This window comes from Agrococcus sp. Marseille-Q4369, from assembly GCF_018308945.1.
In the GTDB taxonomy this organism is placed as follows: Bacteria; Actinomycetota; Actinomycetes; order Actinomycetales; family Microbacteriaceae; genus Agrococcus.
Map to the genome: position 1 here is coordinate 2695328 of NZ_CP070501.1, position 14383 is coordinate 2709710.

10 protein-coding genes and 1 riboswitch are annotated in these 14383 nt (G+C 71.5%); of the genes, 8 read left to right on the forward strand and 2 right to left on the reverse strand.

Annotation, left to right across the window (positions count from 1 at the left end):
• Positions 1-8: 8 nt before the first annotated feature.
• Positions 9-95, forward strand: a riboswitch (glycine riboswitch).
• A 60-nt stretch (positions 96-155) separates the two neighbouring features.
• From gcvT to JSQ78_RS13555, 4 genes are read left to right on the forward strand one after another with little or no spacing between them, the layout of a single operon-like run.
• Positions 156-1277, forward strand: a complete 1122-nt coding sequence (gene gcvT / locus JSQ78_RS13540; protein ID WP_211448321.1) for a glycine cleavage system aminomethyltransferase GcvT — start codon at positions 156-158, stop codon at positions 1275-1277.
• Positions 1278-1280: 3 nt separating this feature from the next.
• A complete protein-coding gene (gcvH, locus tag JSQ78_RS13545) occupies positions 1281-1640 on the forward strand; it encodes a glycine cleavage system protein GcvH (RefSeq protein WP_021010136.1) in 360 nt (119 codons plus the stop codon).
• Positions 1640-4498, forward strand: a complete 2859-nt coding sequence (gcvP, locus tag JSQ78_RS13550; protein ID WP_211448322.1) for an aminomethyl-transferring glycine dehydrogenase — start codon at positions 1640-1642, stop codon at positions 4496-4498. Before gcvH ends, gcvP begins: the two co-directional genes overlap by 1 nt.
• Before the next feature lie 53 nt (positions 4499-4551).
• Entirely contained in the window at positions 4552-6300 is a 1749-nt protein-coding gene (locus tag JSQ78_RS13555; protein WP_211448323.1) for an ABC transporter substrate-binding protein, read from the forward strand.
• Between the two features lie 4 nt (positions 6301-6304).
• Here JSQ78_RS13555 and JSQ78_RS13560 read toward each other — a convergent pair whose 3' ends face one another.
• Positions 6305-7084, reverse strand: a complete 780-nt coding sequence (locus tag JSQ78_RS13560) for a CPBP family intramembrane glutamic endopeptidase (protein ID WP_211448324.1) — start codon at positions 7082-7084, stop codon at positions 6305-6307.
• A 217-nt stretch (positions 7085-7301) separates the two neighbouring features.
• Here JSQ78_RS13560 and JSQ78_RS13565 point away from each other — a divergent pair, with 217 nt between their 5' ends.
• The 3 genes from JSQ78_RS13565 (at position 7302) to JSQ78_RS13575 (ending at position 12013) form a co-directional block, all read left to right on the forward strand.
• A complete protein-coding gene (locus JSQ78_RS13565; protein ID WP_249295734.1) occupies positions 7302-9134 on the forward strand; it encodes an ABC transporter family substrate-binding protein in 1833 nt (610 codons plus the stop codon).
• Positions 9135-9296: 162 nt separating this feature from the next.
• Positions 9297-10868 carry an ABC transporter permease gene (locus tag JSQ78_RS13570; RefSeq protein WP_211448325.1) on the forward strand — a complete coding sequence of 524 codons (1572 nt, stop codon included), beginning with the start codon at positions 9297-9299 and terminating at the stop codon, positions 10866-10868.
• Positions 10868-12013 carry an ABC transporter permease gene (locus tag JSQ78_RS13575; protein ID WP_211448327.1) on the forward strand — a complete coding sequence of 382 codons (1146 nt, stop codon included), beginning with the start codon at positions 10868-10870 and terminating at the stop codon, positions 12011-12013. The genes JSQ78_RS13570 and JSQ78_RS13575 overlap by 1 nt, the downstream gene beginning before the upstream one ends.
• Before the next feature lie 7 nt (positions 12014-12020).
• Here JSQ78_RS13575 and JSQ78_RS13580 read toward each other — a convergent pair whose 3' ends face one another.
• Positions 12021-12605: a PH domain-containing protein gene (locus JSQ78_RS13580; RefSeq protein WP_211448328.1), complete on the reverse strand. Its 585-nt coding sequence runs from the start codon at positions 12603-12605 to the stop codon at positions 12021-12023.
• A gap of 74 nt (positions 12606-12679) precedes the next feature.
• On the opposite strand from JSQ78_RS13580, the gene JSQ78_RS13585 reads away from it, so the two are divergent.
• Positions 12680-14380, forward strand: coding sequence for an ABC transporter ATP-binding protein (locus JSQ78_RS13585; protein ID WP_249295736.1), 1701 nt, complete (start codon positions 12680-12682; stop codon positions 14378-14380).
• Positions 14381-14383: the final 3 nt, after the last annotated feature.

Here is a 14383-nt window from a genome sequence, read left to right on the forward strand (position 1 = left end):
GGCCGCTGCACACCCGTGCGGGAGAGCCCCTCCGGGGGCACCGAAGGAGCAAGCCTCCCCGCCAAACTCTCAGGTCCTCGAACCGCACGGGCAGGCCGCTCTGGAGCGATCGGCGACGATCGCGACAGTGGGGGAGTCCAGACACGGGAGGACTCATGACCGCAGACGCTCCGCAGCCGGCTTCGCCGCTCCTGCACGTGCACGAGGAGGCGGGTGCGCAGCTCATCGACTTCGCCGGCTGGCAGATGCCCGTGCGCTACGGCTCCGACCTCGCCGAGCACCAGGCGGTGCGCGAGCGCGCGGGGCTCTTCGACCTCAGCCACATGGCCGAGCTGCGCGTGAGCGGGCCCGACGCGGGCGCCTTCCTCGACCACGCGCTCGCCGGCCGCATCTCGTCGATCGAGCCGTGGCAGGCCAAGTACTCGCTCCTGCTCGCCGAGCACGGCGGCATCGTCGACGACCTCATCGTCTACCGCGTCGACGAGTCGGGCGCGGCGCCCGAGTACCTCGTGGTGGCGAACGCGTCGAACCGACAGGCGGCGCTCGCGGCGCTCGAGGCGCGCGTCGCGGGCTTCGACGCGAGCGTCGTCGACGAGACCGAGCAGACCGGGCTCGTCGCCGTGCAAGGGCCCGCCGCCGCGGCGATCGTCGGTGCGATCGGGCTCGAGTCCGAGCCGCTCGAGGCCCTGCGCTACTACCGCGCGCTGCCGGCGGTGTTCGAGGGCGAGGACGTGCTCGTCGCCCGCACGGGCTACACCGGCGAGGACGGCTTCGAGCTCTACATCGCCGCGCACGCGACGGAGTCGCTGTGGCGCGCCGTCGTGGTCGCGGGAGCGGAGCACGGCCTCGCGCTGTGCGGGCTCGCCGCACGCGACACGCTCCGCCTCGAGGCGGGCATGCCGCTCTACGGCAACGAGCTCTCGCTCGACGTGCTGCCCGCGCAAGTGGGGCTCGCCCGGGTCGTGGCGCTCAAGGCGAAGGGCGACTTCGTCGGCCGAGCGGCGGTCGAGGCCGGCCCCGCCGACGACGCGCCCGTGCTCGTCGCGCTCACAGCGGAGGGCCGCCGCGCTCCGCGCGCCGGCTACCCCGTGCTCGACGGCGACCGGCAGGTCGGCCGAGTCACGAGTGGCGCGCTGTCGCCCACCCTCGGCCATCCGATCGCGATGGCCCTCGTCGAGCCCGGCTCCGCCGGCTCCGACGCCCTCACCGTCGACGTCCGCGGCACGCAGCTGCCCGCGACCGTCACCCAGCTGCCGTTCTACAAGCGAGAGGCCTGAACCATGAGCGAGACCAAGTACACCGCCGACCACGAGTGGATCCGCATCGAGGGCGACGTCGCCACGATCGGCATCACCGACTACGCCCAGTCGGCGCTCGGCGACGTCGTGTTCGTCGACCTGCCGGGCGTCGGCCGCTCGTTCGCGGCAGGCGAGGCGATCGGTGAGATCGAGTCGACGAAGTCGGTCGGCGAGCTCATCGTGCCCGCCGCCGGCGAGGTCGTCGAGGTCAACGACGAGGTCGCGGGCGACCCGACGCTCGTCAACTCCGCCGCGGAGGGCGCCGGCTGGCTCGTCAAGGTGCGCTTCACCGAGGAGCCCGAGCTGCTCGACGAGGCCGCCTACCGAGAGCTCACCGCCTGATGCGCCCCTTCGTCGACCGCCACATCGGCACCGATGCGGCGGCGCAGGAGCGCATGCTCGGCGCCGTCGGCTTCGACTCGCTCGAGGCGCTCATGGACGCCGCGGTCCCCGCGGGCATCCGCTCGGCCGGCACCGGCATCGGCGAGGCGGCGACCGAGACGCAGGCGCTCGCCGAGCTGCGCGCGCTCGCGTCGCGCAATCGCGTGCGCCACTCGGCGATCGGCCTCGGCTACGCCGGCACGGTCACGCCCGCGCCGATCAAGCGCCTCATCCTCGAGAACCCCTCGTGGTACACGGCCTACACGCCCTACCAGCCCGAGATCAGCCAGGGCCGCCTCGAGGCGCTCATCAACTTCCAGACGATGGTCGCCGACCTCGCGGGGCTCGACGTCGCCAACGCGTCGATGCTCGACGAGGGCACCGCGGTCGTCGAGGCGATGCTGCTCGCGCGCCGCGCCTCGAAGTCGCCGTCCTCCGTCTTCGTCGTCGACACCGACCTGCTGCCGCAGTCGCGGGCGCTGCTGCGCCACCGCGCCCATCGCACGGGCATCGAGCTCGTCGAGCTGCCGCTCGCCACGATCGACCCGGCCGACCTCCCCGACTCCTTCGGGGTCGTCGCGCAGCTGCCGGGCGCATCCGGCCTGGTCTGGGACGCGCGCGGCATCTTCGCGGCCTCGACCGCGATGGGCGGCGTGCCGGTCGCCGCGGCCGACCTGCTCGCGCTCGCGCTCATCGAGGCGCCGGGCCACCAGGGCGCGCGCATCGTCGTCGGCTCCTCGCAGCGCTTCGGCGTGCCGATGGGCTTCGGCGGCCCGCACGCGGGCTTCATGGCCGTCGCCGAGCAGCTCACTCGCCAGATGCCCGGCCGCCTCGTCGGCGTCTCGGTCGACGCCGAGGGCTACCCCGCCTACCGGCTCACGCTCCAGACCCGCGAGCAGCACATCCGCCGCGAGAAGGCCACGAGCAACATCTGCACCGCACAGGTCCTGCTCGCCGTCATGGCGTCGATGTACGGCGTCTACCACGGGCCCGACGGCATCACCGCGATCGCCGAGGGCGTCCACGCGGTCGCGACGCGCTTCGCCCGCGCGGCGCGAGAGGCGGGCATCGAGCTCGTCCACGAGCACTTCTTCGACACCGTGCGGATGCGCGTTCCCGGCCGGGCGCGCGAGCTCCAGGCGAGCGCGGCCGACGCGGGCATCCTCGTGCACGTCGTCGACGACGACACCCTGCACGTCGCGTTCGACGAGACGTGGGCCGAGCTCGGCACGGGGGTGCGCCTCGACGCGCTGCTGCCCGCGCTCGGGCTCGCCGACGCGGGCCCCGCCGATGCACGCACGGGGGATCGGGCGATCCCGGCGACGCTCGCGCGCGAGAGCGAGTTCATGACGCACGAGGTCTTCCACGCGCACCGCTCCGAGACGCAGCTCATGCGCTACGCGAAGCGGCTCTCCGACCGCGACTACGCGCTCGACCGGGGCATGATCCCGCTCGGCTCGTGCACGATGAAGCTCAACGCCGCCGCCGAGATGGAGGCCATCACGTGGCCCGAGTTCTCGCAGCCGCACCCGTACGGCCCGCTCGAGGACGCCGAGGGCTCGCTCGCCCTCATCGACCAGCTCGGCGAGTGGCTCGCGCGCATCACCGGCTACGACACCGTCTCGCTGCAGCCCAATTCGGGCGCGCAGGGCGAGCTCGCGGGCCTCATGGCCATCCGCGGCTGGCACGACTCGCGCGGCGACGGCCACCGCGACGTCGTGCTCATCCCCGCTTCGGCGCACGGCACGAACGCGGCGAGCGCCGTGCTCGCCGGCATGCGCGTCGTCGTGGTCGCCACGCGCGGGAACGGCGATGTCGACGTCGACGACCTCGAGGCCAAGATCGGCACGCACGCGGGGCAGCTCGCCGCGCTCATGATCACCTACCCGTCGACGCACGGCGTCTACGAGTCCGAGATCCGCCGCATCACCGACCTCGTCCACGAGGCCGGCGGCCAGGTCTACATCGACGGCGCGAACCTCAACGCGCTGCTCGGCCACGCGACCTTCGGCGACATGGGCGGCGACGTCTCGCACCTCAACCTGCACAAGACGTTCTGCATCCCGCACGGCGGCGGCGGGCCGGGCGTCGGCCCGGTCGCGGCGAAGGCGCACCTCGCGCCGTTCCTGCCGCGCGACCCGCGGGAGCAGGCGCAGGAGATCGACGGCGTGCGCATCGGCGCCAACCCGATCTCGGCCGCGCCGTGGGGCTCTGCGTCGATCCTGCCGATCTCGTGGGCGTACGTGCGCATGATGGGGCTCGAGGGCCTCACGAAGGCCACCGCGAGCGCCGTGCTCGCCGCGAACTACATCGCGACGCGCCTGCGCGAGCACTACCCGGTGCTCTACACGGGTGAGCACGGCCTCGTCGCGCACGAGTGCATCCTCGACCTCCGCCCGCTCAAGGAGGCGACCGGCGTCACGAACGACGACGTCGCGAAGCGGCTCGTCGACTTCGGCTTCCACGCGCCGACGATGTCGTTCCCCGTCGCGGGCACGCTCATGGTCGAGCCGACGGAGTCGGAGGACCTCGCCGAGCTCGACCGCTTCGTCGACGCGATGATCGCGATCAAGGCCGAGGCCGAGGCGATCGGCCGGGGCGAGGTGCCGCTCGACGAGAGCGCCCTGCGCCGCGCGCCGCACACGCCCGGCTCGATCGTGCACGGCGAGTGGGATCGCCCCTACTCGCGCGAGCAGGCCGTCTTCCCGGTGCCGGGCATCGAGCGGGCGAAGTACTGGCCGCCCGTCGCGCGCGTCGACCAGGCGTACGGCGACCGCAACATCGTCTGCAGCTGCCCGCCGGTGGAGGCCTTCGCCTGATGCCGCAGCGCGGTCGTCGCCCCATAGCCGCCCGGACCGTCGTCGCGACGGCCGTGGCGGCGATCGCCGCGCTCGCGCTCAGCGCGTGCGGTCCCGACGTCACGCCGCGCGTGCAGCCCGGCACGAGCGTCGAGGTCGCCTGGAGCGGCGAGCTCACCGACGCGAACGCCGCGAGCACGACGGGCGCGACCGAGGGCAACCGCGACGTCGCGGCGATGACGCGCGGCGCGTTCTTCGTCGTGGATGCCGACGGCGAGCACCGCGCCGATCCCTCGTTCGGCACCGCGACGGTCGTCGAGGGCGCGGGCTTCGCGGTGCGCTACGACCTGGCCGACGGCGTGCGGTGGTCCGACGGCGTGCCGCTCGACGCCGCCGACCTCATGCTCGCGTGGGCGGCGGCCTCGAACGCCCTCTCGACCGACGACCTCGACGTCGAGGGGCGACGCGCTCCCGACGGCTCGATCGAGCTCGGCGCGAGCGAGGTGTGGTTCGACGTCGCGGACGCCGGCGGCATGGCGCTCGCGACCGAGCGGCCCGCGCGCGACGACTGGTCGCGGTCGATCGACGTCGCCTTCGAGCAGCCCGTGCCCGACTGGCGCACCGCGCTCGAGGTCGCGGTGCCCGCGCACGTGCTCGGGCAGCGCGTCTTCGGCGTGCGCGACCCGATGGAGGCGAAGCAGCGCGTGCTCGACGCGATCGACCGCGCCGATCCGCTCGCGCTCGCGCCGCTCGCGGCCGCGTGGAGCTCCGCGTTCGCGATCGACCCGGCCGCCTCGGATGCCGACCTGCTCGTCTCGTCGGGGGCGTACCGCGTCGACCGGGTGCGCGACGGACGAGTCGAGCTCGTCGCGAACGACCGCTACGTCGGCGCGCAGGGCGCCGCGATCGAGCGCGTCGCGCTGCGGTCGGTCGCCGACGACGCGGCCGCGCTCGCCGCTCTCTCGGCCGGCGAGGTCGACGTCGCGACCGTCGTGCCGACCGAGGCCGACCGCACCGCGGTGCGCGACCTCGACCGCGACGGCGCGACCCTCGCCGAGCACGGCGACGGGAGCCGCTGGGAGCTCACGCTCCGCACCGACCGCGCGCCGCTGCAGTCGACCGCGGGCCGCGCATCCCTCCTCCACTCGATCGACCGCCGCGGCGTCGCCGAGGCGGCGCTCGGCGAGCGCGCCGCCGAGGCGAGCGGCGTCGACGCGCTGCTGTTCCTGCCCGGCACTCGCCTCCACGACTACGCGCTCGAGGACGCCGGCTTCCCGCAGGCCTTCGGCGGCCGCGACCTCGACGCCGCGATCGCGGAGCGCGAGTCGATGGGCATCGCCGCCGGCACGCCGATCTGCGTGCGGTACGACCGGGCGGATGCGTTCGCGGCGGCCGCGCTGCCCGCGCTCGCCGCGCAAGCGGCCGAGGCGGGCTGGGCCGTCGTCGACTGCGGCGTCGACGACCTCGCCGCGGGGCTCGAGGAGCAGGACTGGAGCGCCGTGCTGCACCGCGTCGAGGCGCCGCGGGACGCGGCCTCGGTCGTCGAGCGGTGGCGGGGCGGCGGGCTCACCGCGCTCGCCGACCCGGAGCGCGAGCTGCTGCTCGACGAGGCGCTCGCGACCGGCGACCCCGAGGCGCTCGAGGAGACGCTGCTCGCGATCGAGGCCTCGCTCGTCGCCGATGCGCTCGCGCTGCCGCTCATCGAGCCCTCGATGCTCACCGTGAGCGCCGCCGAGGTGCAGGGCGTCTCGCCGAGGCCCGGTCCCGCATCCCTCACGTGGAACGCGTGGGAGTGGGGCATCGACCAGGGTGGGGCCCCCTGACGGGTCAGCTCGCGAAGAGCCCAGGCAGCGCCGCGTACGCCCACGGGTAGCCGACGAAGACGGCGACGTCGATGAGCGTGTGCGCGACGATGAGGGGCACGAGCCTGCCCGTGCGCGCGTAGAGCCAGCCGAACAGCAGCCCCATCGCGACGTTGCCCACCATCCCGGGCACGCCCTGGTAGAGGTGGTAGACGCCGCGCAGCAGCGCCGCCGCGACGATGATCGGCCACGTGCCCCAACCGAGGCGCCGCAGTCGCTCGAAGAGGTAGCCGACGACGATGACCTCCTCGGTGAGCCCCGCGCGCAGCGCCGACAGCAGCAGCACCGGCACCGTGAACCAGTGCGCGTCGAGCGGCGACGGCACGACGTCGACCGAGAGCCCGAGCTGCCGGCCGGCGAGGTAGAGCGCGAGCCCCGGCACGCCGATGACGGCGACGAGCGCGACCCCCGAGAGTGCGTCGCGCGCGGGCCTCGAGCAGTCGATGCCGAGCGCGCCGAGGCGGGGTGGGCGCGCGCGCCACAGCAGCCAGCACACGAGCGCGACCGGCACGAGGTCGAGCACGATGCCGGTGAGCTGGTACGAGAGGTCGAGCCACGCCCGGTCGGAGCGCGCCGGGTTGAGCGCGACCGACTGCTCGCCGATCGGCGCCTCGCGCGTCGACACGTCGGCGAACTGCAGCACCGACCACAGCGCGCTGCCGCCGAGCGAGAGCAGCAGCACGATCGCGAGCTCCCACTGCAGCCGCCGCCTCGAGGGCGCGTCGGGGCGGATGGGCTCGGTCACCTCCTCAGCGTACGGTCGGCACGAACCGGGCGTGCGCGCGCCGCTCGCGCACGATGCGAGCGCGCACGGCACCGCTCGCGCGAGGATCACGATTCTGCGTCGAGTTGGTAACGATCCGGCGTTCGGCGCCGGCGCGGGCTTGAGCGGGGCCTAAGGTGGGACTCATCCAGAGCACTGCGGCTTCCTGGCCGCGCGCTCACCTTGCACAGGAGGAACATTGAGGATCAAGCGATTCGCTGCGGGCGGCGTGCTGCTCGCAACGGGAGCACTCGTCCTCTCCGCTTGCACGCCTGCACAGGCGCCAGGAGCGGAGATCGTCGAGGGCACCTCGATCACCGTCGCGTGGAACCAGCCGTTCTACTCGGCCAACGGCAACACGTCGTTCGGCAACGCGACGGCGAACAACAACATCAACTACATGACCTACTCGGGGTTCAACTACTACGACAACACCCCGGAGCTGCAGCGCGACGAGTCGTTCGGCACCTACGAGCTGGTCTCCGAGGACCCGCTGCAGGTGCAGTACACGATCAACGAGGACGTGCAGTGGAGCGACGAGGTCCCGGTCGACGCCGCGGACATGATGCTCAACTGGGCCGCCCTCTCGGGCGCGTTCAACACGGCCGACTTCGACCCGGCCGAGTTCCAGGACCCGGAGACCGGCGCGTTCACGACCGAGTTCCCCGAGGGCACGGTCTTCTTCGACTCGGGCGCCACGCCTGACTCGGGCGTCGGCCTCGTCCGCGAGGCGCCGGAGGTCAACGAGGACGGCCGCGGCATCCTCATGACGTACTCCGACTTCTACGTCGACTGGGAGCTCGCGTTCCAGGCGGGCCTACCGGCTCACGTCATCGCGCAGCGCGCCCTCGGCATCGAGGACGCCATGGAGGCCAAGCAGGCCGTCCTCGACGCGATCGCGAACGAGGACACCGAGGTCATCGGCCAGCTCGCCGCAGAGTGGAACAACGGCTTCAACTTCACGGAGATGCCGTCCGACACGTCGGTGCTCACCGCCAACGGCCCGTACCAGATCACCGACTTCGTCGCCGACCAGTACATCACCCTGCAGGCGAACGAGAACTACGTCGGCGACCACCAGCCGCAGGTCGAGACCATCACGGTCCGCTTCATCACCGACGCCATGGCGGCGGTGACGGCGCTCCAGAACGGCGACGTCGACATCATCCAGCCGCAGGCGACGCCTGACGTCCGCGCTGCCCTCGAGGGCACCGATGGCATCACGGTCAACTACGGCGAGGGCGCGACGTACGAGCACGTCGACCTCCAGTTCGACCAGTCGAAGAACCCGGGCGTCTTCTCGACGCTCGAGGCTCGCCAGTCGTTCCTCATGACGATCCCGCGCCAGGAGATCGTCGACCGCCTCATCAAGCCCCTCAACCCCGAGGCCACGGTCCGCAACTCCGCGGTCTTCGTCCCGGGCGCGAACGGCTACGACGAGTCGGTCGAGGAGTCGGGCATCCTCGACATGTACGCCGAGGTCGACATCGAGCAGGCCACGGCGCTGCGCGAGCAGGCCGGTCTCGCCGAGGGCACGGAGGTCTGCCTCCTGTTCGCCTCGACGAACCCGCGCCGCGTGTCGGAGTTCGAGCTCATCCGCGAGTCGGCCGCTCAGGCCGGCTGGTCGGTCACCGACTGCTCGTCGCCCGAGTGGGGCGGACTCCTCGGTGCTCCGGGCGTCTACGACGCCTCGCTGTTCGGCTGGCAGTCGACGTCGCTCGGCGTCGCCTCGGTCGGCCCGAACTTCGAGACGGGCGGCATCAACAACATGTCGTTCTACTCGAACGAGGAGATGGACGCCGTCGTCCAGGAGCTCAACGTGACCGTCGACGAGGAGCGCCAGCTGGAGCTGCTCAAGGAGATCGACCGCATCCTCGTCGAGGACGCGTTCGGCATCACCATCTTCCAGTTCCCCGAGGTCACCGCGTTCTCCGACCGCGTCTCGGGCATCGACTCGTCGCCGCTCGCGCCGACGGTCTTCTGGAACGTGTGGGACTGGACCCCGACCGAGACGAACGTCTCGGAGGGCTGATCCCCCCGACCGCCGGGGGTCGCATCCACTGCTAGTGTGATGTGGCCTTCAGGCAGAGAGGCGCCGGGCCGCCTGGCCCGGCGCCTCTCGCATGAAGTCTTCCGACGCGCTCGATCAGCGTGAGCGGACCCATCCCGAACCGGAAACCAAGGAGGCGAACCGGTGGCGACATTCATCGTCAGGCGCCTGATCGCAGCGGTGCTCATCCTGCTCGCCGCGACCTTCCTCATGTACAACATGGTCGCCCTCTCGGGAGACCCGCTCGAGGATCTGCGCGGAGTCCAGACGCCCAACACGGCGCAGCTCATCGAAGCCCGCATCCGCCTGCTGCACCTCGACGTGCCGCCGCCGCTGCGCTACTTCATCTGGCTCGGCGGCATCGCCGGCTGCTTCATCGGCCAGTGCGACTTCGGCATGACCATCCAGCAGCAGCCCGTGCTCGACGTGCTCCTCAACTCGATGGACCAGACGCTCCGCCTCGTCACGGTCGCGACGCTCGTCGCCATCATCCTCGGCATCATCATCGGCATCACGACGGCACTGCGCCAGTACTCGGCCTACGACTACGGCGTGACGTTCGTCTCCTTCCTCTTCTACTCGCTGCCGATCTTCTGGTTCGCGGTGCTGCTCAAGCAGTTCCTCGCCATCGGCGCGAACGACTGGCTGCAGCGGGGCGGGCAGATCCACTGGTGGGTCATCGCCCTCGTGGCGCTCGCATCCGGACTGTTCTGGATGTCGGTGCTCGGGGGAGACGTGAAGCGCAAGCTCATCACGTTCGGGCTCGCCGCCGCGTCCGGCGGCCTGCTGCTCTGGTACATGAGCGTCTCGGGCTGGTTCCTCAACCCGCGCTTCATCGTCTTCGGCCTCGACTTCTCGCTGCTCGCGATCGCGGTGCTCTTCCTCACGGTCGCGCTGCTCGTCACGGCGATCCTCACCGGCCTCAAGAACCGCCGCTCGCTCTTCATCGCGCTCGGCATGGCGGCGCTCGGCATCGCGCTCTACTACCCGGTGAACTTCTACCTGTTCAACCCGCAGGTCGTGCCGATGAACGCGTGGATCATGATCGCGAGCTTCCTCGTGGTGATCCTCTTCGGCGTCGCGGTCGGCCACCTCTTCGGCGGCGACAACAAGGCCGCGAACCGCAAGATCGCGGCGTGGACCGGGTTCCTCGTCTTCGCGATCATGGTGGTCGACCGCCACATGCAGCTGTGGCAGGCCTACTCGCAGTCGGGCTTCATCCGCGGCCGGCCGATCGCGACGATCGGTGCGTCGAACCCCGGGTTCGCGCAGTCGTCGTTCTTCGTGCAGGGCGTCGACGCGTTCACGCACCTGCTGCTGCCGTCGATCGCGCTCATGGTCATCTCGTTCGCCGGCTACACGCGCTACACCCGCGCGAGCCTGCTCGAGGTCATGAACCAGGACTACATCCGCACGGCTCGCGCGAAGGGCCTCACAGAGCGCACCGTCATCGTGCGGCACGCGTTCCGGAACGCGCTCATCCCGATCACGACGATCGTCGCGTTCGACATCGCCGGCATCATCGGCGGCGCGGTCATCACCGAGCGCGTGTTCGGCTGGACCGGCATGGGATCGATGTTCCAGAACGGCCTCGACCGCGTCGACCCGAACCCCGTCATGGCGTTCTTCCTCGTCACCGGCGCGCTCGCGCTCCTGTTCAACCTGCTGGCCGACATCGCCTATGCGGCCCTCGACCCCCGGATCCGGGTGAGCTGATGACCACGAACATCCCGCAGACCAACGAGCCCCACATCACCGACGCCGAGGCGAACCTCGAGCTCAAGGAGGTGGAGGGCCTCAGCCAGGGCCAGATCGTCCGGAAGCGGTTCTTCCGCCACGTCGGCGCCGTCGTGTCGATGGTCGTGCTCGCCCTCATCGTCCTCCTCGCCTTCACGTCGGTGGGCCTGTCGTTCGGCGGCGTCCGGGTGCCCGGCTGGTGGCAGTGGGACTGGACCCAGAACCCGCGCCCCATCGACGGCGGCGTGCCGTCGTGGGAGCACCCGTTCGGGCAGGACTCGATCGGCAAGGACCTGTTCGCGCTCGTCATGCGCGGCACGCAGCAGTCGCTCATGATCATGGTGCTCGTCGGCCTCATCGGCTCGACGATCGGCATCGTGATCGGCGCGCTCTCGGGCTTCTTCCGCGGCTGGGTCGACGCCGTGCTCATGCGCTTCACCGACGTCATCATCACGATCCCGTTCATCGTGATCGGCGCCGTCATCGGCTCGACCTTCGGCAAGCTCGGCGCGTTCATCCTCGCGCTCGTGCTCGGCCTGTTCTCGTGGACGGGCCTCGCGCGACTCGTGCGAGGCGAGTTCCTCACGCTCCGCGAGCGCGAGTTCGTCGACGCGGCGCGCGTCGCGGGTGCCTCGAACGGCCGCATCATCTTCAAGCACATCCTGCCGAACGCGATGGGCGTCATCATCGTCAACACGACGCTGCTCATGGCGGGCGCGATCCTCGCCGAGACGGCGCTGTCGTACCTCGGCTACGGCGTGCAGGCGCCCGACACGTCGCTCGGGCTCATCATCAGCCAGAACCAGGAGGCGTTCCAGACGCGGCCGTGGCTGTTCTGGTGGCCCGGCATCTTCATCATCACGATCGCGCTGTGCATCAACTTCATCGGCGACGGCTTGCGCGACGCGTTCGACCCGCGCCAGAAGCGCATGCCGTCCGAGCGCGCGATGCGCAAGTCCGACACGGCCGCGGCCGACGCGGCGGCGCTGCGCGGTGCCGAGGCCGAGGACGCGATGAGCGCCACGGCGAGCGTCGGCCAAGCGCAGGCGCCGGGGCCCGACGCCCGCGCGCCGCGCGTCGAGGGCGACACGGCGGGCGACAATCCCGACCGCGATCGGGACTGACGTGCGGTCAGCGCAGCAGCAGCCCCGCGGCCGCGAGGAGGGCCGGCACCGCGACGACCGCGATCGCCGGCGCGCTCCACGAGCGCGTCGCGCGGGCCGAGTCGTCGAGCAGGCCCTCGTCGCGCAGCTCCTCCCAGTGGGCACGCGTGACGTGCGCGGCGGCGCCCGAGACGCTGTGCACGGAGTCGCCGGGGCGGATGCCCCCGCCGACGGTGCTCGACTCGCGCGCGAGGCGGATGTCCTCGCGCGTGATGCGGGCGATGCCGTAGCGGCTCGGCGCGGGCGCCGCCCACGCGGTGACGGTGCCGCGCTCGAGCGTGAGCTCGAGCGCCCACTTCGTGTCGATGCGCTTCACGGCGCCCCACGGCACGTCCCAGTCGGTGAAGGGGTTGCGGATCGCGACGCCCTGCCCGTCGATCACGACGCGCGGCCGCCACATGAACGCCCACGTGACGGCTGCGCCGAGCAGCGGCCACGGGAGCACCCAGAGGCTCGACGCCGGATCGTCGGCGAGCATGACGCTCACGAGCGCGAGCGCCATGAGGATCCCGATCACCACCGTGATCACCCTGCCGAAGGACGATCGGAACACCGCTCGTTGATAGGCCATCCACTCAGTTTCGCAGACCACCACTGCTTCCCTGACTACGCAGGAGAGGAGCTCCCGTGACCGATACGGCAGCCGCCCCCGTCGCCGAGCGCGAGGTCATCCTCGAGGCCAGCGGCCTCAACGTCGACTTCTGGGTCGACGGCACGTTCTACCCGGCCGTCAAGGACGCCGACTTCCACGTGCGCGCGGGCGAGGTGCTCGCGATCGTGGGCGAGTCCGGCTCGGGCAAGTCGACGACCGCGATGGCGCTCATCAGCCTGCTGCCGCCCAACGCGCGCGTGCGCGGCTCGGTCAAGCTCAAGGGCCGCGAGATCCTCGGCATCCCGGTGCGCGAGATGCGCCACATCCGAGGCAACGAGATCGCGGTGATCTTCCAGGAGCCGATGACGGCGCTCAACCCCGTCTACACGATCGGCTTCCAGATCGTCGAGGCGCTGCGCAGCCACTTCGACCTCACGCCCGACGCGGCGAGGGAGCGCGCGATCGAGCTCATCGCGAAGGTCGAGATCCCCGACCCGCCGACCGCGTTCAACAAGTACCCGCACCAGCTCTCCGGCGGGCAGCGCCAGCGCGCGATGATCGCGCAGTCGCTCGCGTGCGACCCGTCGCTGCTCATCGCCGACGAGCCGACGACCGCCCTCGACGTGACGGTGCAGGCCGAGGTGCTCGACCTCATGCGCAAGCTGAAGGACGAGCTGAACTCCGCCGTCATCCTCATCACGCACGACATGGGCGTCGTCGCCGACCTCTCCGACCGCATCATCGTCATGCGCAACGGCGAGATGGTCGATCGCGGCACGGCGCTCGACGTCTTCCAGCGCCCCTCGCACGAGTACACGAAGGAGCTGCTCGCCGCCGTCCCGTACCTCGGCGTGCACGAGGACCAGACGGGCCGCGCGTTCGAGGCCTCGAAGGTCTCCGATTCCGTCGAGCCCATCCTGAAGTTCACGGACGTCGTGATCGAGTACCCGAAGCGCGGTCGCGTGCCGGCGTTCCGGGCGGCGGAGGACATCAACCTCGCGGTCTACCCGGGCGAGATCGTCGGGCTCGTGGGGGAGTCGGGCTCGGGCAAGACGACGCTCGGCCGCGCCGCGATCGGCCTGCTGCCCATCACGTCGGGCACGCTGAGCGTCGCGGGCCTCGACATCTCGGCGGCGTCGATGAAGGACCTGCGGCCGCTGCGCGAGAAGACGGGCATCGTCTTCCAGGACCCGTCGTCGTCGCTCAACCCGCGCATGCCGATCGGCGAGTCGATCGGCGAGCCGATCCTGCTCTCGCGCCGCGCGGCGAAGGACCCGATCGAGGCGAAGGCCCTCGACAAGCGCGTGCAGGAGCTGCTCGAGTCGGTCGAGCTGCCCGCGTCGTACCGCAACCGCTACCCGCACGAGCTCTCGGGCGGCCAGAAGCAGCGCGTCGGCATCGCCCGCGCGCTCGCGCTCGCCCCGGAGGTGCTGATCGCCGACGAGCCGACGAGCGCGCTCGACGTGTCGGTGCAGGCGCGCTTCCTCGAGCTGCTCACGCACATCCAGCAGCAGCTGCAGTTCGCGTGCCTCTTCATCAGCCACGACCTCGCCGTCGTCGACTCGCTCGCCCATCGCATCGCGGTGATGCGGAAGGGCCGCATCGTCGAGGAGGGCACGCGCGACGAGATCCTGCGCGCGCCGAAGGAGGCGTACACGCAGCGCCTCATCTCGGCCGTGCCCCTGCCCGACCCGATCGCACAGCGGGAGCGCCGGGAGGCGCGCCGGGCGAGCTGAGCC

Excerpts from the sequence above, each read along its gene's own strand:
- gcvT (WP_211448321.1), top strand. The coding sequence starts at position 156 with ATGACCGCAGACGCTCCGCAGCCGGCTTCGCCGCTCCTGCACGTGCAC.
- gcvH (WP_021010136.1), top strand. The coding sequence starts at position 1,281 with ATGAGCGAGACCAAGTACACCGCCGACCACGAGTGGATCCGCATCGAG.
- gcvP (WP_211448322.1), top strand. The coding sequence starts at position 1,640 with ATGCGCCCCTTCGTCGACCGCCACATCGGCACCGATGCGGCGGCGCAG.
- JSQ78_RS13575 (WP_211448327.1), top strand. The coding sequence starts at position 10,868 with ATGACCACGAACATCCCGCAGACCAACGAGCCCCACATCACCGACGCC.